A 21,054-nucleotide genomic window follows, 5' to 3' on the forward strand; every position below is an offset into this window, starting at 1 on the left:
ATTTGTTTCTCAAAAACGAATAAACATTTTATTCCCTGTGTGGATTACAGGACAAGTGAAAAGAACCTAACAAAGTCCTTTTTACATAATACTGATAGAACAATTGCTATTTTTCGTCCTGTCCGTCCATTTTTCTGATAAGGGTTTCTTTTAAGGTATCTAAAAACTTGGTACGGTTTATCTTTCGTGGTTTGAGTTCCAAAAATGTATGGTAGAAATCTCTCAAATCAATATTAAAGGTGCTTTCAAAGACTTTGACGATTGGTTTAATATCCGCATTGCCGTTATTGAATATACCTTGCGAATGTAGTGCGTAAATCAATTCGGTTAAAGCGGTCTTACTTCCTGTCCAATGAAGGTTTGGCAGGGCATTCGATTTGTCGCCTACGGCTGTTTTTGATAGTTGGTATTCGAGGTAGTCCTGTATCAAATCATTGGCAATAATCTTGGCTACTTTGTAATCGTGGGAAGTGGAAAAACTGTGGTCGGTTTCAAAATAGAATGTGTCCAAATTCAATTGAACATTATGATTGCCACGAACAAAATAAGCATGGTCAAGATAGGTGCTGTTGGATATTTTGAGTTTTGATAATTCTTTATTGAAATATTCTTCCAAAACTTCTTTTCCGCCATAAGGTCTTTTGGCTTCAATCTTATAAATGGAATTGTAATAAATGAGCTTTGCAACAATGGCAGGTTTCTGATGTTTGAAAAAACAGATTTCCGCTTCTTCATCCCTGAACCCTGTTTTTAGTACATATTCCTTTACTTCGGACAGGCACTGGGTAATAGTAGAAATAATGGCTTCTATCTGATGTAAAAGGTTGTCGGCTTCAATCTCCAATCCGTTGATTGCTGTTTCCAGCCTTTTCAGTGTTTCGTTGTAAAATTTATTCGTTTCGTCCATTTTAAGTTATTTTTAATAGACTATACATACCTCTTCAAAAGTGTTTTCCCGACATTCGTTATATTAATGATGATGATGCTTGTGTCTGTGCTGATGTTGAGGAACCTCGCCCGAATAATGCTGATAAATATGACGGGCAACAATAAAAATTATCAATATCAATATTGCAGAAAGGAAAAATATCGTTATCCAGTTAATAATATTGGATAACGAATTTTTTATAGGTTTTTCCTTTCTGAAAATATGCCGATTGGGGGTATATTTCTTATTACGTATTTTCCGTTTCTTTTTCAAAACTTAAAACTTCAAGCCCTCTAAAATTTCATTCGCTGTATTCGTACTGCGTTCAGTATAGCCAATAATGCTACACCCACATCAGCAAAAACAGCTTCCCACATTGTAGCCAATCCACCTGCACCAAGCACCAATACAATACCTTTTACTACAAATGCCAATGTGATATTTTGCCAAACTATTTTCTTTGTCTGTTTCCCGATATTGATTGCCACAGGAATTTTGCTTGGTTTATCATCTTGTATGACCACATCCGCCGTTTCAATAGTGGCATCGCTTCCCAAACCGCCCATTGCAATACCTACGTCACTCAATGCCACAACGGGAGCATCATTCACACCGTCGCCGACGAAAGCAACGCTTTCGCCTTTGGCTTTGATTTCTTTAACCCTGTTCACTTTATCTTCGGGCAGTAAATCCCCGAAAGCATTGTCTATCCCCAACTGTTCCGCTACATACTTTACCACTGTACTTTTATCTCCACTAAGCATAGTAGCTTTCACATTGAGCTTATGCAATAGATTTATGGTTTCCTGTGCGTCTTCTTTGATACTGTCGGCAATAGTGATGTAACCGACAAATTTGTTATCGTAAGCAACGGCAATAGTCGTATAAACGATGCTGTTCGGGTCTAAATCGTATTGTATCCCGAACTTGTTCATCAGCTTGAAATTCCCGACCAATAAGTCTTTACCATTTACGGTTGATTTCAACCCGTGTCCTGCGATTTCCTCCGTATTTTCCAAGCGGATTTTATTATCCGGTTTGCCGACGTATTCGTGAATGGCTGTCGCTACGGGGTGCGTACTGTGGCTTTCCAAAACATTGACCAATTGCAGGATTTCGTCTTGATTGAATGCTTTGTCAAATACCACTTCCTGAACCTTAAAAACGCCCTCTGTCATTGTACCGGTTTTATCCATTACCACATTTTGGATATTGGAAAGGGCATCTAAAAAGTTACTTCCTTTGAACAGTATTCCGTTTCTGCTCGCTGCTCCAATGCCCCCGAAATAACCCAATGGAATACTTATCACTAAGGCACACGGACAAGAAATAACTAAGAATACCAAAGCTCTGTATAACCAATCCTTAAATTCATAATCAGCTACGAAAAAGTAAGGCACTAAACAAATGGCTATGGCTAAAAACACGACAATAGGCGTGTATATTTTTGCAAACTTGCGGATAAATAATTCCGTTGGTGCTTTCTGCGAAGTAGCATTTTGTACTAATTCCAAAATTTTACTCAACTTGCTATCCGTATATGCGGTTGTAACCTGCACTTGTGCAACGGTATTAAGGTTTATCATACCTGCCAAAACCGTTTCGCCTTTGGCTTTGGTGTCGGGTTTGCTTTCGCCTGTGAGTGCTGCGGTGTTGAACGATGCCGTTTCAGATAATAATTCTCCGTCCAAACCTAATTTTTCTCCCGGTTTTAATTGTATTATTTCGCCGATATTCACGGTTTCTGCCTTTACGGTTTCAGGCTGATTGTTTCGTAAAACCGTTACCTCATCAGGTCTTTGGTCGAGCAATGATTTGATGTTTGCTTTTGCCCTCGAAACAGCCATTGTTTGAAAAACTTCTCCAACGGCATAGAATAACATCACGGCAACACCCTCCGGGTATTCGCCAATGGTAAATGCCCCGATAGTGGCAATGCCCATTAAAAAGAACTCTGAAAAGATTTCCCCTTTTCTGATGCTTTTCACGGCATCTGTCAATACGGGAAACCCAACGGGAGCATACGCAACCACATACCAAATAATCCTTACCCAACCCGTAAACCATTGCTGTGGAAGCCAATTATCAAATGCTATGGCAACAAGCAACAATACCAATGATATTATACTCGGCAAAAATAGTTGAATTGGACTACTCTCACTATGGCTGTGGTCGTGTCCGTCATCATCGCTATGGTCGTGTTGATGCTTTTCATTTACCAACTCTTTTGCACCTGCTTGGGTGTAAATTTTTTCTTCCTGTGTGCAACAAGTCATTCTGCCTTGTGCATCGTAGGTATGCTTATGATTTTTATCTGTATTTATCATAGCCTTTAATTTTTTAGATTTATTACACTTTTTTATTTCTTATTCTTTCCACGTTATTATTCATTATATGCCTCACGATGTTGCGAAAAATAAACCGCTTAAAAGCATTTAGCTTTTGCTGGTGCTTTGAATAAAAATCATCGGGCGTGACAAATACACCAAAATCCTGATTGATACCCTTGTCTTGAATAAACGTATTGTTGAGGTTCCATTCAATCGGTGGGTTCTCAAAATTATCTGTATAAACCCCGAAACCGCAGAAAGTGGTCTTGCAATCACTGTTCTGTTCCTGTAATTTTGTGAGATAAGGTTTATCCAAAATCACACCCTCTAAAAAATACCATTGTTCGTTTACCCAAACTTCAACCCAGCTATGCAGGATGTTCTTAGGTGAAAGTTCGTACCAAATACCCGTAATAGCTCCTTTTTGCAAGGCTTTGTCAATGGTAAAACCGTGAATACGGTTAGGTATTCCCGTTGCTCTTAATAACGCCATTAGCAAAGTTGCTTTGGTATTGCACTGTCCGTAACCGTCTTTCAGAATTTCTGATGCAGGTATATCGTCCGAAACATTATAGCCAAATTTTATTTCATCCCTGACAAAATTGTAAATGGCTTTAACTCTTGAAACAGTGTCCAAATCTTTCCACCCTCTTTGTTCCAATAACTCTTGTATGGAAACGTTTGAGTAGTCAAGGATTTTTGTTTCTTTAAGATAGTTGTCCATAACACATTTATATTTATAACAAAGGTACACAGGGAGAGCCTGCAATGCTATTGCAAACTCTCCTTTAAACAGTTCTCACAAATACCTTTACCAAATAATTTTATTTCGTCAATACGGTAATTTTGACTTCCATTCTGCGGTATTATAAAATCCTCCTTACAGGTTGTCTGTTTACAAATCTTACAATAGAAATGTAAGTGCCAATCCTTGTGCGTTTCTTCATCACACCCATCGTGGCACAAAATATACTTAACCGTAATGTTCTCCTGAATACTGTGTACAATGCCTTTTTCCTCAAAAGTTTTCAAAGTCCTGTAAATCGTAACCCTGTCTGCTTTATAAAAATGGCTTTCGATTTCAGATAAGGACATCGCTGTTTGCTGTTTCTCTAAAAAATCGTACACCAATATCCGCATACTGGTCGGATTAGTATTCTTTGACAACAGCTTTTGTTCAATGTTCTTTTTCATTATATACTATTTTAGTGACCGTGACCATCCTCGCCTGTATCATCCATTTTTGCATTCACAAAAAATGCACCTTTTACCACGATATGTGTACCTTGTGGAGTTTCACTTACAGGCGTTATCGCCGTGTAACCCAATTGAGAAGCACCTTTAACGACTTCCACTCTTACAAATTGAGTTCCTTTTTCCGAACCGTGGTCGTGAGCCTCGTTCTCTTTGTGGTCGTGTGGTTCTTCTTCCTGCTCCTTGACCAAAAAGATGTAATATTTCCCATCTGCATTGACAATCGCATCGTTTGGCACAGCCGTACTTAGCACATCATCTGAACTTACCGTTCCGGTTATACTCATTCCGTCAATCAATCCTGTTTTATCTCCGGTAATTTTGCTGTGAACGGCAATGGTTTTACTCTCTCCGCTAAAAGATGAACCAATACTATAAACTTCGGCAGAATAGGTCTTATTAGGATTGTTAGTTACGACAAAATCTATTTTCTGACCTATTTTGATTAGGGGAATATCCTTTTCATAAACCTGTAAATCCAAGTGCAATGCTGTGTTCTCTATTATTTCGGCAATAGGCGAAGACACATCTACATAGCTTCCGATTTTGGCAAAAACGTTACTTACCGTACCGCTTATCGGACTTGTAACGACCAACGAGGATTTAAGGCTGGAATTTGATAAGGAAGCCGGATTAATGCCCATCATTTGGATTTGCTGGTTCAGCGAGGACTTACGTGTTCTCAACGTATTCAATTCAGAAGTGGCACTTTGCAGGTTTTTCTTTGCACCTGCATTTCCCTCGTTCAGCTCTCTTTGTCTTACCACTTCCTGCTCTGCAAACTCTATCCGGCTATTGATGCTTAGGTATTCTTCCTGTAATTGTATGAATTGCGGATTGGAAATAGTGGCGATGACCTGACCTTTCTTTACGAAATCGCCTATCTCCACATTGAGGGATTTGATAACGCCGCCAAACATTGAAGTTGCATTTGCCTTGTTGCTGTTGGGAACTCTCAATGCACCATTGGCTTTCAATGTTGCGGATAATTGCTTCTGTTCAATTGAACCGATTTCAACACCCACGGCTTTCATCTGCTCATCGGTCAGCACTGCAACATTTTCGTCTTCTTCTTCGTGTTCGTCCGTTGTTGTTTCTGCTTCCGTTCCGTGATTATGCCCATCGCCCTCTTTATGATTATTTGTACAGGCGTTGAAAGCAAAGAATGCTACGAGGACAAGAATGCCAAAAACTATATTATTTATGATACGTTTCATATATTGTATTATTTGCTGATTAATGAATGGATAAGCGTTACAGCCTCATTGATTTGCTGTATGCTCTTTAAATAATTAAGCTGAATATCGGTAGTTGTCTGCAAGGCAAATAGGTACTCCACATAAGAAATATCTCCGGTACTGTACCCCAGCTTTGCAGCATTGATAATCTCATCAGCATTGGGAAGTGCCTGCTCCTTGAAATAGGTAAACTGCGCTACATATTGTTCGTATTGTTTCAAGGCGTTTGCCAATTCCGTTTTAAGCTGTTGTTCCTGCCATTGCGCATTTAATTCCAATGATTGTTTCTTGTAATCAAGCGAGCGAATTTTTGCTTTGGTGGTTGTAAAAATGGGGATTGTAATACCTACATCAACAAAACTAAACCGCTGTCCTCTGCCATAAAATTGCTCTACACCATTTTTACTGTGCATTCCTATCAGCGATATGTTATTATAGCCGAACGTAAAATCAGGCAGGCTGTTTGCCCGTTCCAATTTCTTGTTCTGTTCGGCAATTTTCGCCTCTTGGTACAATAGCTGGATGCTCGGATGATTTGCAACAGCCGAACTGTCAATGAAAGAACTTAACAGCAATGGTGTATAATCCGGTTGAGGTTCTATTAAGAAATCTTCCTGTGTCTGCATCAGATTTTTAAGGCTTTGATAGGCGTTCTGCCTTAAAACCTCGTTCTGTTGATACAAAAGACTTATTTCCCCTTTCTTGGTAGTTGCAGTATTAACGTCTAATTTACCTATATCTCCCGTTTTATACCGGAGTTCCGCAACACGGATAAAGTCTACATAAATACTATCAAGATACTTTAAAACCGAAGCATTATGCTCCAAATATTCCAACTGATAATAATAGGTTCTTACCTGTTTTTTCAGTTCGTTTTCTGTCAGAGCCTTCGCCCACTGCTGACCTTTTACCTGCTCTTTGACAAGATTTTTCTTTGCCCCAAAGAGTGTCGGAAAGGGAATGGTCTGTGAAATTTGGAAACCGTCATTATATTCAAATCCCTCATTATTCCCGTATTGGAAGTTTACATCGGTCTTCGGTAGTTCATACGCCGTCTTGCTAAGGCTTTGGGCAGATTGAATATCCATATTTTTGGAACGTAGCTGAGGGTTGTTCTCCATAGCTATTTCGATAGCTCTATCTACATTTACCGGATTTTGTGCCTTACTGTTTTGAGAAAAGCCTAAGAACGCAAACAGCAACAATAGTGGTGTTATGGCTTTCATCTTATTATTTTTTGTAGGCTTGTGATTTCTCATAAATACAAGGTATAGCAAAGGCAGTACGAACAGTGTCAATGCTGTTGCTGAAATCAATCCGCCGATAACCACCGTTGCTAATGGTTTCTGCACTTCTGCACCTGCACTTGTACTCAATGCCATTGGTAAAAAACCTAAACTTGCTACCGATGCTGTCATCAATACTGGTCTTAGCCTTGTTTTGGCTCCCTCGATAATCCTCGGGATAATCTCGTTCCAGCCCTCTTTTTCCAATCTGTTGAATGTGGAAATCAGTACAATCCCGTTCAGAACGGCGACACCGAACAGGGCGATAAACCCAACACCTGCCGATATACTGAAGGGCATATCCCTCAACAAAAGGGCAAACACGCCTCCAATGGCACTCATCGGGATAGCTGTATAAACCAAAACGGCTTCCTTGAACGAATGGAACGTGAAATACAGTAGGATAAAAATCAGAAGTAGTGCGATAGGCACTGCAATCAATAATCTGTCGGTAGCTTTTTGGAGGTTCTCGAACTGACCGCCATAGGTAAAATAGTAACCTGTCGGGAGTTTAACCTGTTCCGCCAATTTATCCTGAATTTCATTGACAACACTTGCTACATCACGCCCCTGCACATTGAAGCCCACATATATCCTGCGTTTACCGTCTTCACGGCTGATTTGTGCGGGACCTAATTTGTAGTCGATGTTGGCAACCTGCGAAAGCGGAACCTGCTCTCCGTTCGGAAGCGGAATAAACAGATTACTTACATCCTCGATGGAACTGCGGTGTGCTTCATCAAGCCGTACGACCAAATCAAACCTACGTTCGTTTTCATACACTACGCCTGCTGATTTACCTGCAAACGCTGTACTGACAATATCGTTTATCTCCTGTACATTCAAGCCATAGTTGGCTATTCGGGTACGGTCGTATTCGATATTGATTTGGGGAAGACCTGCTATCCGTTCTACCTGCGGAGCGGTCGCACCTTCTACCGTTTGGATAATGGCATTCGCTTTATTGGCATAAATCAACAGGCTGTCAAGGTTCTCCCCGAATATCTTCACGGCTACATCCTGCCTGATACCTGTCATCAGTTCATTGAACCGCATCTGTATCGGCTGGTTAGCTTCAAAGAATACACCCGGAATAACTTCGAGTTTCTCCATCATTTCATTGGAAAGCTCATCATACGATTTCTTTTTTTTCCATTCGTCCTGCGGTTTCAGTATAATCATCAGGTCGGTAGCTTCCGGAGGCATCGGGTCGGTCGGTACTTCGGCAGCACCTGTCTTGCCTACGACCATTTTTACTTCGTCAAATTCCTTGATTATTTTAGATGCCTGCATAGAGGTTTCCACGCTTTGGCTTAACGATGTTCCCTGTGGGAGGATACAGTGGAAAGCAAAATCGCCCTCGCCTAATTTTGGCAGGAACTCTCCGCCCATCCGTGAAAATAGAAATATACTTATGGTAAACAGTCCAACGGCAACCGCAATAACCACATATTTTATCCGAATGGCTTTTTCTAACAAAGGCTTATAAACCCCTTGAAGATAGTCCATCATTTTGTCTGAAAAATTCCTTTTGGTAATCGGTTTCTTAGACAGACACAAGGCACTCATCATCGGGATATAGGTAAAGGACAAAATCAATGCTCCCAAAATGGCAAAACTTACGGTCTGTGCCATTGGCGTAAACATTTTCCCCTCTATACCGACCAAAGTAAGGATAGGGATATACACGATAAGGATAATAATTTCTCCAAACGCCGCACTTGTACGGATTTTTCTTGCAGATTCATACACTTCCTCGTCCATTTCTGTCTGCGTAAGTTTCTGTGTGGATTTCCGTAAGCCCAAATGGTGCATTGTGGCTTCAACAACAATCAGCGAACCGTCCACTATCAATCCGAAATCAATAGCTCCCAAACTCATCAGGTTGGCACTTACGCCAAATAACCTCATCATTCCCAATGCAAAAAGCATTGATAACGGTATAGCTGATGCGACGATTAAACCTGCCCTGAAATTCCCTAAGAAAATAATCAATACAAATATTACGATTAATGCACCTTCAATTAGGTTTTTTTCGACAGTACTTATCGCTCTATCTATCAGGTTCATTCTATCCAAATAGGGTTCTATGACCACATCATCAGGTAGAGATTGTTGGATAACCGGTATTTTTTCTTTGATGTTTTTTACGACCGTGGCGGTGTTTTCTCCCTTGAGCATCATTACAATACCTCCCACAGCATCTACTTCGCCGTTATAGGTCATTGCTCCGTATCGGGTAGCGTGACCAAACTGTACTTTTGCTACATCTTTGATGAATACCGGAACACTTTCCGTATTTTTAACAACAATATTACCTACATCTTCCAGTGAAGTGACTAAACCAATTCCCCGAATGAAGTATGCATTGGGTTTCTTATCAATATAAGCGCCCCCCGTATTTTGGTTGTTGTTTTCGAGTGCAGTAAAAATATCGGAGATACTGACGTCCATCGCTTTGATGCGGTTAGGGTCAACGGATACCTCGTATTGTTTGAGCAGACCGCCGAAACTATTAACTTCTGCAATTCCCGGAGTACCGTAAAGTTGTCTGGCGACAATCCAATCCTGCATTGTCCGTAAATCCATTGCGGAATATTTGTCTTCACTGCCTTCTTTGGGATGAAGAATATATTGGTACACTTCGCCAAGACCTGTACTGACAGGAGCAAGTTCAGGTGTTCCAATCCCGTCAGGTATCTGGTCTTGTGCTTCTTTCAGCTGTTGGCTTACTAACTGTCGTGCAAAATAAATATCGACATTATCTTGAAAGACAACGGTTACAACAGATAATCCAAATCTTGAAACACTTCTTATCTCTTCTACTTTTGGAAGATTAACGATACTTTGCTCTACGGGAAATGTTACTAATTGTTCTACTTCTTGTCCTGCCAATGTAGGCGACAGGGTAATAATCTGAACCTGATTGTTTGTAATGTCAGGTTGGGCATCAATGGGGATTTGCTTGGCACTCCATACCCCCCAAATGATGAGAAACAAGGTCATCAATCCTATAATGAACTTATTCTTTATAGAGAATTTTATAATACTATTTAACACTTCTATTGTGATTAATGATGAATAATTAATGATAAATTGCAATGATTATGAATACGAGAAATACGAAGTATGACCCAAAACATTCAGCTTGTTGCTGTACGCAAAAAGCTATAATCATTAAAACATTAAAAATTATGCATTAATCTTTGGCGGTTGCCAAATTCCCCCCAGATAGTGGGATATAAAGGTACATTTATAATAAACTTTAGGCTTAGAAAGGTCAAAAGTCTTCGCCTTAACTAAGCTGTATACATTCCATTGAAGCACTATACCTGAAACTATTCCACAACAACCGCATAAACAAAATGGACTGCACATATCAGTTGTTTCCTGATGGTCGTGGCTTCCTTGATGGGTTAATTCTTCCGAATGGTTATGGTTTTGAAAGTTGTCCTTTTCATACATATCGGTACACGGCATTAAAAATACCGTCATCATATAAATTGCCAATATGGAGTAAAAGACTTTCATATTCTTTTGCAAAGTTAGTAAAAAAGTAATGCAATGGCATTGCATTGTTTATTGCAATCGTCTCTTTTTCTTCTTCATCCGTTTAGCAAATGTTTCTTCTTTATAATCCACGCCTTGTGCATCAGGTAAAAGGCTGAATAATCCTATATCGAAATTCTGAGAATGTTCCTGTGGGATAAACTCAAAAAGGTCTTTCGTTGGTTGGTTGTCTATTGTATTCGTTTTGGAAAGAGGGTTATCCTGTGTTTTCAGTTCGGGTTTGTTGCCGTTGTTCCACCAATCGTTAAAAACATTTGCAGACAGGTTTCTGTCTAACTGTGAACCATTCCATACACTACGGCTCTCGTGGTCAGTGAAAGTTACTCCGTAAATCCGTCCGTTGTCGTTTCTGCGAACAATCGTATTAATACCGTGTTCGGTCAATTGTTTTCTAAATTCTATTTCGTTGCTTGTCGTGTGCATAGCCAATTCAACAGTATTCTTTAAAACTGACCTTACAGGATTGGTTTTCATTTTCTCTTTTGACTGTTCAAAATGCTTTTGTAGTTGTGCAACTCCTGCGTCTTTTCCGAAAAGCGATGCCTTAAACGGATTGCTTGCCTTGTTTCCGTTTTCGTCCACTGCCACATAGACCAATCCGTTTACCGGCTGACCGTTCCGCTCGCCTTTGACTTCTTCCGCTGTGATGTTGAACAGCGACAATAAAGCATTATAGCTTCCCATAGTCGGAAAGCTGTAATACTTCGGCAAATGCCGTACTACCGAAGCAATCTGACTTTTGATGTCGCCTTTGTGGTAATCCACAGGTTTGAAAACTTTGTTGGCTTGTTTCTGCTCCTGCTCGGTTGCTTTGTGCAGGTTGTATTTCGTTTCAAAATCCCGACAGATTGCCATTGAACGTGGGTGGTCGTAATCATCGGGGATTTTCTTACCGTCAATGCCTACACAGGTCGAAACGATATGGATATGCATTCGGTCAATGTCCGTATGTTTGAAAACAATATAAGGCTGATTTCCGTAGCCCATACGTTCCATATATTCCTGTGCCATTTCCGTAAACTGCTCATCGCTTACCTCGTCTTTCGGGTCTGGGTTCAATGAAATATGCCGTACCGTTTTTTCTGTTTTGATGTTTGCAGACAAATACGGCTCAAAACATTTATTGAAATACGCTACGGAATACCTGCCGTCCATTGTGTCGGGTATTTTGTTCAGCAACAAAACCGCTCCGTTTTCCCTGTCCACTTTCTGCTGATTGTACAAAATCGCTCCGTACATATTGCTTCCCTTTCCGATTTTTGCAATCATAATTTTACTCTTTATGTAGATATTGCTTTTCAAATCTGTCGGTAAGAATTAAAACCTTTAGCAACAGTTCTTTCATTTTTGCGGTCTGTTTTTCCAATTTATAGAGATATGCAGATGCTTTTTTCTCCGAAAAATTGGCGTTCAATAGCCTTACAATCTGATTGTAATTGGTTGCTATTCCTCGAAACTGACTGAAAAATTTGGTCAGTCCTGCGTGGTATTCTACCGCATTCATATCAATTTTTACGGTCTTTACGGTCTTTTGAAAGATGCAAGCCGTAATGAAATGTGCCTTTACACTTATCCCCGATTGGTCAAAGAGGGCAAGGAACTTGGCGTTTTCCTCTGCATTCAGGTTAATAGAATACCGATGTACGGCAGGGTCATTCTTCGGTTTTCTCCCTGTTTTCCTAATTTGTTTACTGTTCTTTTCTTCCATAATAAATCCATTTCTAATGTTAAACAAAACTGCGACTTCGGAGCGGTTTTCAGCTCCCTGCAAGGGCAAGTGCTTTTGAGTGCCGAAATTCATTTCGAGTACCTCAAAAGATAACTTGCTCTGAACAGGGGTTCAGAAAAATCCGTTTTGCAAACGGATTAGGGTTAGCCGAAAAAATCAACCGTTTCTATTACAAAGTTCGGTAAGAGTGTTTGAATAACAGCTATTTATAAACACGACAATAAACGCCAAATAGTGCCACTGAATGCCCCCTTATGGCAGATTTGGACTGCTTTTATTTCCTTTGTATATGGTTAGCTGGCTGATTGGTTATACCCTTAATGAAGTAACTAAACAGCATAAATTTAGATAGCAAATCAGCGTGAGTGATTGCTGGAAATCCACTGGCTTTTTAGCTAATGAAAAATATGTAGGTACATAGATAGTTGCATCTGTCCAATGATATGTATAACTAATTGTTCATCTAACCAAACAACTAATTTGAAACAATATTAAAAACGATAGATATGATACACGAAGAAAACAAAAAACAGCAACCCAAAACAGAGGATTTTTCTATTGAAAATTTCCTAACTGATGAAAAGAAGCAACCATTCACGGAACAACAGGTAGTAACACATCGGGAAGACTTTGCCAAACCCGAAGTAGATGAGGAAGCTATTATGCGTGTAATGGCAGGCGAAGAACCTTCGGAAACTGAAACGCAACATACAAAAATACCTGCGAGTAATACAAAAAAGATGATTTATAAGCCAAAGAAGCTGACCAAAGAGGATTACTACGGACAGTTCTTTAAAATTCCGAACAGTACAGCAAGCAGGGGGAAATCGGTCTATGTACGGCAGGAACACCACGAAACATTTAACAGGCTCACCAATATTATGGGCATCGACAAACTGACGATTTATGCGTATCTGGACAATATTATCGAATACCACTTTCAGGAGTTTGGTGAATTGATTAGGGAAATCTACAACGAGAAACACAAACCGTTATTCTAATAAATATACGTGGTGGGTGGTACGTTCTCTCTCCTAAAATTATTTTCCAAAACAAAAAAACAGAAAAAAAAGAAAGCCATTCAAACAAGGCGGACAGGCGTTAAAACCAAAAGGAAACGGAATAAGTCCCGAAGGGTGGCAGGGCAACAAAAAAACTCGGCGAAGCCACCTTATCTGCCCTGCCATTATGCCGTAGTCTTTTGGTTGGGCGGTGCGGTGGGTGTCCGCCTTATCTTTGCTACCTTTTGTTCTTTTTTTAATCCCATTCTAATATAATGAAAGGGTACAAAAAACACGTGTGGGCTAACGATGGGGTGTTTTTGGTATGCTTTCCCTTATCCGTACAAAACTTTTTAAATGTGAAGGGGCTTTGCGAGGAAAATTTAAAGTGTTTTGAGGATTGCTTTCCATTTACATTGTGCCAATACGAGCCAAATACTGCCACATAAAGCCAAAGGAAAAAATACATTCCCTTGTGTTCTATATTGGGGGAAATTTTGAAACTATGGCACAAAAAGCAACAACCGACAAGGAGCGGAAAGAGAAAGTACAAATCAAGGAAGAAGAGCGTAGCCCTTTGATGCAGGTTGATAAGCAGGGCGACCCGATTTCCAATTTCATCGCCAATTTTAAACGCCAGTTCAGGGAAACAAAAGGCTTAATAAATTGGAACAGGCTGTTCGGTGGCAGACGTGCCGAACAGCCAAAACAGCCTGCCCAGCCCGAAAGCGTAATTGGTGCTACAAAAACGGTTATGCGTTCGGATTTCAAAAACGATGAAAAAAGCCAGACTGTACAGCCTAACAAAAAGCCTGCCTTGAGAATGGACAATACAGTCAAAACACAACAGGCTCGCCCGAAAAACAATAAACCAAAACTGGGATTTTAATACCGCATTTGGCAACTGTACGCCAAATACCGCCATCAGATGCAACATTAGGATGACCTATGTAAATAGCTTTTATTTTCGAGGTTTAAATGATGCAGATATGGAAATAACAGTTTTAGACATTCAGATTTTAAAAGCACTGAACAGGGAAGTTAAGGAAGTTTCTTTATTGATTAAGGAAATGACCGCACCCTACAAGGCATTGCAACAGGCAACGAAATGGCTCGACCAGCAGGAAGCCTGCCAACTGCTGAACATCAGCAAACGAACATTGCAGACGTACAGGGCAAAAGGCATTCTTGGGGCAACGCAAATCAATCGGAAGACGTATTTCAGATTATCCGAAGTGGAATTACTGATGCAGGGAGAGCGACCATTAAAAAAGCAGAAGAAATGAAACAGATTGGAGATTCAAACGAAGATATGTTTGCACTGCTCGAAGCTGTGGTAGGCATCAAAAATGAACTGCTGTATATCAGGGAATATTTCCACCCACTTTTAAAAGGGGAAATCTACCTGTCAGGCGAACAGGTCTGCGAGATGCTTCACATCAGTAAACGGACACTGCAACAGTACAGAGATGACGGACTGATACCGTTTATTAAACTCGAACGGAAAATCCTTTTCCGTGAAAGCGATATTATCAAGGTATTGGAAGATAACTATCAGCGTTAGCCGTTAAAAAAAAGAATGCTCTGAAACTGTAACCGTATCGGTCAATTAAACAAACAGCCCACCGCTTAAAAAACGGTGGGCTGTGCTGTTTCAAGGAACTATGATATAAGTTACAGGCTTGCCACAAAAGACTGTTCCATACCCTTAAATTTATGCGATACCTTCTGCATATCCTTACCAACTTTCTCGTTGAGAATTTTGGCGTAAATCTGTGTGGTGGCAATATTCTTATGCCCTAACATTTTGCTTAAACTTTCGAGCGGAACACCCTCACTTAAAAATAAAGTGGCAAAGGTATGGCGTGCCAAATGAAAGGTTACTTTCTTTTCTTTTAGGCAGTCAATCAATTGGGATATACGCTTTAAACTATCATTGCAAACTGTATTTGATGGTACAGGAAATACCTTTCCGTCCTTTGTAAATCCTGCATATTTCTCAATAATCATTTTCGCTATATCCAAGAGCATCACATTTGATGATGTAGCCGTTTTCTTCCTGCGTACAATAATCCACTGGTTGCCGTCAAAGAAATCCTGAAGATTGCTGTTTCTAAGCCCTTTCATATCGGAATAGGAAAGCCCTGTAAAGCAACTGAAAACAAACAGGTCTTTAACCAATTCGTCTTTCTTTTTCTCGCAGTTGAACGTTACGAGCTGTTCCAATTCGTTCCGCAACAGATAGCCACGGTCTTTGTCCTTTTTGGTATTCTTGTACTCGCTGAACGGATTAAAGGCAAGATGCTTTCTGCTCATTGCCAATCGGCAGAGCGTGGTAAATCCAATCATATACAGCCAAATGGTGTTGTGTGTCAAACCTTGGTCGTCACGCAGGTAATAATCAAATTCCTGCACAAAATCAGAAGTAAGGTCGTTGAATGATAAGTCAGGGTAGCCGTATTTTGTCAGTGCAAAATTACGCAGGTGCTTTAAAAGTATTTTGTACTTACTGCGTGTGCCATTTACCCGAAGTCCGCTGTTTACCTTTTTTTCATAATCGGAAAGGAACTGTTCATAGAACTTGAAAAAAGTCAGTTCTCCGCTTTCCATACCGAGAAAGGCGTTTTTAAGTTTGGCACTGTTTACAACCCCCTCGTTTTTTAAGATTTTGGAATAGCATTCCTCGATACCCAAACGGATTTTATCAAGTTTGCCGTTTACCTCTTGTGCTTCTCGGCTCTTGCCCAAAACCCTGCCGTACTTCAAATCCCAATTTGTTGCGGAAATATCCAGTTTAGTACTGAATGCAGACTGCTTGCCGTTTACAGTAATCCTGCACATAACCGTAACCTTTCCGTTTTTCTTCGGAGCATTCTTTTTAAGGTAGAACAATACCTTAAATGTTGATTTTTTTGTCGTTTCCATACTCACAATTCTTAATGATAAAATTAAACTTATGTGAGCTACGGAACAATATGAAAAATTATGCAGAAAGCTGAAATACAGTATTTTATTAGGGTTATTTTCTGTTTTCAAAAGTAACGTTTTAGTAACCTTACTTTTGCCAAACCTCGCTTTTTACTGCTTTTTACCTCATTACCAAAAAATCATAAAACGGCTGTAAAGTCTTTATTTACAACCGCTTTGCCTGTTTCTAATCTTTGATGTATTTTTACTGAAAATTTATTTTATATAAAGCTAAATTAAGCGCGCTTCCAGCGCATGATATACAGCATTTCTTCTTGTTCTTTGTCGGCTTCAATACGAATCTGCCATTCCATTTCCTGCTCGCTGAGCTGGAGGATGTCATACTCGGCAACAGCAACCAGGTTGTCTTCAGCAATGTTTTCCAAACGGATTAAGGTGTTGTCGCGCAACTCCCAGGCGAAACTTCCTTTTTCTTGTTCTTCACAGTTCCCGTCTTGCTGGATGTAGAACTGATCTTCACCGGTTTGATCGGCATGGAATTGATAATAGGTCTTACCTTCGCAGTCGGGATGAAAATCTTCTTGCATACTATCGCCTATTTGAGCACCCCGAAAGGAGAGGTGCCACTTACCCAATAGGTAGTTGTAAAGCTTGTTCTCTGTCATCATGCTCGATTAGAAGTTTGGTTTTAACAAGTACTTATCGTAGAACCTAAAGATATGCTCAGTAGCTTCTTCCGCGGTATCGACCATGCGGTAGAGCATTAAATCTTCCTCACTTATGTATTTATTATGCAGCATGGTGCCTTTGATCCATTCGAAAAGGCCATGCCAATACTCCGAACCTACCAATACAATCGGGAAGCGGGCAATCTTGCCGGTTTGGATGAGGGTAATGGCTTCAAACAATTCGTCCATGGTGCCAAACCCGCCAGGCAATACAATGTATCCTTGGGAGTATTTCATAAACATCACCTTGCGCACAAAGAAGTAGTTGAATTCTAATAGCTTGTCGCGGTCGATGTACTTGTTGTGGAACTGCTCGTGCGGTAATTCGATATTTAACCCTACGGACTTACCACCGGCGGTATAGGCGCCTTTGTTGGCGGCTTCCATAATGCCGGGGCCTCCACCTGAGATAACACCGTAGCCACGCTCGGCCAACAGGCGGGCGATCTCTACGGTCATCTGGTAATACTTATGCTCGTCGGGGGTTCTTGCAGACCCGAAGATGGATACACAAGGGCCAATTTTTGCTAATTTCTCAAAGCCATCTACAAACTCGGACATGATCTTAAAGATCTGCCAGGAGTCTTTTACTTTTATTTCCTGCCAGGTTTTATTGGCAAAGGAGTTTCTGATTTCGTCGTCTTTTGTCATACTGTTTTGTTAATGGTAACTAAGCCCTAAAAGCCGTCACTTTAATCGTAATATAAGATTTATCCCGAATATTATGGAAAATAAGTTACGGAAACTTTAAAAAAATAAGAGCTAAAGTAGCGACCTGATTTTGAATTTTGTTGGGCAATAGCTACATTTAGTAAATTAAACCTAACAGATCAAACAACTAAACCTCACATGAATAGAAGAAAATTTATCAGTTCTGCTGCATTAGGAGCAGCTGCATTTAGCATCATGCCGCGCCATGTGCTCGGAGGGCCTGGCTTTATTGCCCCCAGCGATCGGATTAACCTAGGATATATTGGCGTTGGAAAACAAGTGGGCACCCTGTTGAATGGTTTGATGGGGCAACCCGAAACCATGGTGCTGGCCGCCGCAGATGTGGATAGCAGCAAACTGAATAGGTTTTTGGACAAAGCCAATAAAAAGAATGCCGAGAAATCGGGTCATCAGGTGCAAGGGTATAAGGATTATCGGGAATTGTTGGAACGCAAAGATATTGATGCGGTGGTGGTGGCTTCGCCTGACCATTGGCATGCTCTGCATGTAATACATGCCGCCAAAGCAGGCAAGGATATCTATTGTGAGAAACCATTATCGTTAACCATCGATGAGGGCCGCGCTATGGTCAATGCCACCCGAAAATACAAACGGGTATTGCAGACAGGCAGTATGCAACGCTCTTTTTATAACTTCCGCCAAGCGGTTGACTTGATTCGTAATGGTTATATCGGCGATATAAAAGAGATTAATGTTCATGTTGGGGAGCCTGTAAAGGAATGTGATTTGCCTTGGCTGGAAGCTCCGGCGCATTTGGATTGGGACATGTGGGTGGGGCCATCGCTATACCGTGGTTATCATCCGGTATTAAGTCCATTAGTAGATAGTAAGGAATGGGCCATGTGGCGCTTATATCATGGTTTTGGTGGTGGCTATATCACCGACTGGGGAGCACATATGTTTGATATTGTACAATGGGCGTTGGATATGGATGATTCCGGTCCGGTTTCTTTTACCCCTCCAGAGACAGCAAATGCCAAAGAAGGCTTGTATTTCACCTATAAAAACGGCATAAAGGTACATCACAGAAGCTGGGGCAAGAATAATGCGATTCAGTTTTTAGGAACGGAGGGTAAGATTGAGGTGTCGCGGGAATTGCTGGCATCGGATAAGGCCGATTTACCGAAGCTACAGATTGCCGAAAAGGATCGTAAAATCTATTATTCGGAAAACCATTATAAGGACTTTATCGATGCGATTAAAAAACGCTCGAAGCCTATTTGTGATGTCGAGGTAGGCCATCGTACGGCTTCTGTATGCAATGCGGCAAATATCGCCTATCAATTGCAGAAACCCTTGAAATGGGACCCTAGGAAAGAGCAGTTTGATAATGCCTATGCCAATAACCTTAAAACCAGACCTTATCGCGGTTCCTGGAATTACATGGATTTCTAGATAAAGGCGTATACTTTATTAAAAATATAGGCTTGCGGTTGTATGTTTAAGTTTACAACCGCATTTTTTTGCTTTATATTTTCGTAATTTTGGCGAATGAATTTTTCATCAAAACTTTTAGAACAGGCTGTAGAAGAATTTGGAAAGCTGCCGGGCGTGGGAAAGAAAACCGCATTGCGCTTAGTATTGCATTTGTTAAAGCAATCCGATGCCGATGTGTCGCGCTTTACCCAATCCTTGGATCGCTTGAAGAGCGATATTAAGTATTGCAAAACCTGTTTTAATATTGCCGATCTGGAAGTTTGTGAAATCTGTAGCTCGCCGAAGCGCGATCATAGCTTGATATGTGTCGTAGAGGATACCCGCGATGTGATGGCCATTGAAAATACCAATCAATTCAATGGGGTATATCATGTGCTGGGTGGCTTGATTTCCCCCATGGAAGGGGTAGGGCCCGCCGATTTAAAGATTGAAGGCTTAATCGAACGCTTGCGCAACACGGAAGTAAAAGAGGTGATCTTAGCCTTGAGTGCAACCATGGAAGGGGATACGACCATCTTCTACCTCTACCGCAAGCTGCGGGAATTTCAAGTGCAGATCAGTACGATTGCACGCGGAATTTCTTTCGGGGGCGAACTGGAATATGTGGATGAGATTACCCTTGGCCGCTCCATCGCGACCCGCGTTCCGTACGAACGTAATGTGGGTTAACGCGTTTTCATCTTCCCGATAATCCAATAGAATCCTACTCCACATAAGATCAGGGTACTTCCTGTAACCCACCACAGGGTGTTATAGCCAAAGTGATCGGCTAGGTAAGTGCCGATATAAGCCGCGAAAATATTGGCAAAGGCGAAGGACAGGGAGTTTAATCCCATGTAGGCGCCTTGGTTATTTTTTCCTGCCCGCTGTATCGCCACGGTGGCTGTAAATGGAAGGGTGAGCATTTCTCCGGTAGACAGCAGGAACATCGCACAGAATAGCCAGAAGATACCGAAATCCAGGTTTAACATCAGGTAAGAGAATCCGGAAATTGCCGTTCCCCACAGCATAATCTGCCTAACACTGAAGCGGTGCTCTACCAAATGCACCAATACCATTTCAAAGAGAACAATCACAAATCCGCTGAAGCCCAATAATAAACCGATTTGACTCGTTTCCAAAGCATGCACTTCCTTATAGAAGAGGGATAGGGTGCCTAATAACTGGAAAAATGCCATGGAAAAGAAACAACATATAATACTGAAGATGATGAATAAGCCATCGGTATAGGCATTCTTTTCTGGTTGGGAAGGTTCTTCCAGGGATTTGGTATGGACGGCTTGTAAGTCTGTTTTCGGACTTCTATTGCGGAAGAAGTAAACAAACACGATAGCAGCACCTGCGGCACCGATTGCATTGCCGTAGAATATCCAGTCGTAAGAAAATCCAGCTAAAAACCCGCCTAAGGCTGGTCCGATGGAAAAGCCTAGGTTAACCGCCATCCGGTTTAAGGAATAGGCACGGGTGATGTTCTCAGGTTTTGCATAGCGTGCAACCGATACCGAGTTGGCAGGTCGGAAAACATCAGCTACCAAGGATAAAGCAAAGATCATAAAGGCTAAGCCTTCAAAGGTCTTGAAGTTAGGCAGGATCAGGAAGAGCGGAATAACACCTATTAAACTCCATACCTGCACATGGTAGTTTCCGAGTTTATCTGTTAGCCAGCCCCCAAGCCAGGAGCCGCAAACGGCACCCAAGCCAAAGCAGCCGAGTACAATACCGATCTGGGGCTTCGTAAAATGCAACTCCGACGACATATAGATCCCTAAAAAAGGAATAACCATAGAACCTGTACGGTTAATTAACATAACCAATGCAAGCAGCCAAGCGGCTGGCGACAGACCTTTGTAAGAATTAATGTAGATTCGGAGTAATGCTTTCAATATAGATGAT

19 protein-coding genes are annotated in these 21,054 nt (G+C 41.0%); 6 read left to right on the forward strand and 13 right to left on the reverse strand.

Translation table 11 applies throughout. From position 1 onward, the window contains the following. Window positions 1–106: 106 nt before the first annotated feature. The 9 genes from GQF63_RS08250 to mobA form a co-directional block, all read right to left on the reverse strand. Window positions 107–907, reverse strand: coding sequence for an RteC domain-containing protein (locus GQF63_RS08250; protein ID WP_160368756.1), 801 nt, complete (start codon window positions 905–907; stop codon window positions 107–109). A gap of 314 nt (window positions 908–1,221) precedes the next feature. After that, a complete protein-coding gene (locus GQF63_RS08255) occupies window positions 1,222–3,255 on the reverse strand; it encodes a heavy metal translocating P-type ATPase (protein WP_160368757.1) in 2,034 nt (677 codons plus the stop codon). 22 nt (window positions 3,256–3,277) lie between these two features. After that, window positions 3,278–3,982 (reverse strand): transglutaminase-like domain-containing protein, encoded by a 705-nt coding sequence (locus GQF63_RS08260; protein ID WP_160368758.1) that lies wholly within the window; start codon window positions 3,980–3,982, stop codon window positions 3,278–3,280. Window positions 3,983–4,029: 47 nt separating this feature from the next. Further along, the gene (locus GQF63_RS08265; RefSeq protein ID WP_160368759.1) at window positions 4,030–4,452 is read right to left on the reverse strand and encodes a Fur family transcriptional regulator; all 423 of its coding nucleotides are present in this window, start codon (window positions 4,450–4,452) and stop codon (window positions 4,030–4,032) included. 11 nt (window positions 4,453–4,463) lie between these two features. Continuing rightward, entirely contained in the window at window positions 4,464–5,729 is a 1,266-nt protein-coding gene (locus GQF63_RS08270) for an efflux RND transporter periplasmic adaptor subunit (RefSeq protein WP_160368760.1), read from the reverse strand. Window positions 5,730–5,737: 8 nt separating this feature from the next. Beyond that, window positions 5,738–10,096 (reverse strand): CusA/CzcA family heavy metal efflux RND transporter, encoded by a 4,359-nt coding sequence (locus GQF63_RS08275; RefSeq protein WP_160368761.1) that lies wholly within the window; start codon window positions 10,094–10,096, stop codon window positions 5,738–5,740. 132 nt (window positions 10,097–10,228) lie between these two features. Next, a complete protein-coding gene (locus GQF63_RS19950; protein ID WP_032132266.1) occupies window positions 10,229–10,612 on the reverse strand; it encodes a DUF6660 family protein in 384 nt (127 codons plus the stop codon). 3 nt (window positions 10,613–10,615) lie between these two features. Continuing rightward, window positions 10,616–11,875, reverse strand: coding sequence for a conjugal transfer protein MobB (gene mobB, locus GQF63_RS08280; protein WP_160368762.1), 1,260 nt, complete (start codon window positions 11,873–11,875; stop codon window positions 10,616–10,618). A gap of 4 nt (window positions 11,876–11,879) precedes the next feature. Then, the gene (mobA, locus tag GQF63_RS08285; RefSeq protein ID WP_013597184.1) at window positions 11,880–12,314 is read right to left on the reverse strand and encodes a conjugal transfer protein MobA; all 435 of its coding nucleotides are present in this window, start codon (window positions 12,312–12,314) and stop codon (window positions 11,880–11,882) included. Window positions 12,315–12,841: 527 nt separating this feature from the next. On the opposite strand from mobA, the gene GQF63_RS08290 reads away from it, so the two are divergent. From GQF63_RS08290 to GQF63_RS08305, 4 genes are all read left to right on the forward strand, one after another. Beyond that, on the forward strand, window positions 12,842–13,336 hold the full coding sequence (locus GQF63_RS08290; RefSeq protein ID WP_160368763.1) for a DUF3408 domain-containing protein: 495 nt from the start codon (window positions 12,842–12,844) through the stop codon (window positions 13,334–13,336). 505 nt (window positions 13,337–13,841) lie between these two features. Further along, window positions 13,842–14,225: a hypothetical protein gene (locus GQF63_RS08295; protein WP_059333860.1), complete on the forward strand. Its 384-nt coding sequence runs from the start codon at window positions 13,842–13,844 to the stop codon at window positions 14,223–14,225. Between the two features lie 100 nt (window positions 14,226–14,325). Beyond that, window positions 14,326–14,622 carry a helix-turn-helix domain-containing protein gene (locus GQF63_RS08300; protein ID WP_082691723.1) on the forward strand — a complete coding sequence of 99 codons (297 nt, stop codon included), beginning with the start codon at window positions 14,326–14,328 and terminating at the stop codon, window positions 14,620–14,622. Then, a complete protein-coding gene (locus tag GQF63_RS08305) occupies window positions 14,619–14,900 on the forward strand; it encodes a helix-turn-helix domain-containing protein (protein WP_099366021.1) in 282 nt (93 codons plus the stop codon). The genes GQF63_RS08300 and GQF63_RS08305 overlap by 4 nt, the downstream gene beginning before the upstream one ends. A 110-nt stretch (window positions 14,901–15,010) precedes the next feature. Here GQF63_RS08305 and GQF63_RS08310 read toward each other — a convergent pair whose 3' ends face one another. From GQF63_RS08310 to GQF63_RS08320, 3 genes are all read right to left on the reverse strand, one after another. Then, a complete protein-coding gene (locus tag GQF63_RS08310; RefSeq protein ID WP_099366020.1) occupies window positions 15,011–16,261 on the reverse strand; it encodes a site-specific integrase in 1,251 nt (416 codons plus the stop codon). Window positions 16,262–16,539: 278 nt separating this feature from the next. After that, on the reverse strand, window positions 16,540–16,932 hold the full coding sequence (locus tag GQF63_RS08315; protein ID WP_160368764.1) for a lipocalin-like domain-containing protein: 393 nt from the start codon (window positions 16,930–16,932) through the stop codon (window positions 16,540–16,542). Window positions 16,933–16,938: 6 nt separating this feature from the next. Beyond that, window positions 16,939–17,643 (reverse strand): LOG family protein, encoded by a 705-nt coding sequence (locus GQF63_RS08320; RefSeq protein ID WP_160368765.1) that lies wholly within the window; start codon window positions 17,641–17,643, stop codon window positions 16,939–16,941. 198 nt (window positions 17,644–17,841) lie between these two features. Here GQF63_RS08320 and GQF63_RS08325 point away from each other — a divergent pair, with 198 nt between their 5' ends. Together GQF63_RS08325 and recR are read left to right on the forward strand one after the other, a co-directional pair. Further along, window positions 17,842–19,119, forward strand: a complete 1,278-nt coding sequence (locus GQF63_RS08325) for a Gfo/Idh/MocA family protein (RefSeq protein WP_160368766.1) — start codon at window positions 17,842–17,844, stop codon at window positions 19,117–19,119. Window positions 19,120–19,215: 96 nt separating this feature from the next. After that, window positions 19,216–19,830 carry a recombination mediator RecR gene (gene recR, locus GQF63_RS08330; protein ID WP_160368767.1) on the forward strand — a complete coding sequence of 205 codons (615 nt, stop codon included), beginning with the start codon at window positions 19,216–19,218 and terminating at the stop codon, window positions 19,828–19,830. Here recR and GQF63_RS08335 read toward each other — a convergent pair. Next, entirely contained in the window at window positions 19,827–21,044 is a 1,218-nt protein-coding gene (locus GQF63_RS08335) for an MFS transporter (RefSeq protein ID WP_160368768.1), read from the reverse strand. The genes recR and GQF63_RS08335 overlap by 4 nt on opposite strands. Window positions 21,045–21,054: the final 10 nt, after the last annotated feature.

It is taken from the genome of Sphingobacterium humi, from assembly GCF_009768885.1.
Lineage (GTDB): Bacteria > Bacteroidota > Bacteroidia > Sphingobacteriales > Sphingobacteriaceae > Sphingobacterium > Sphingobacterium humi.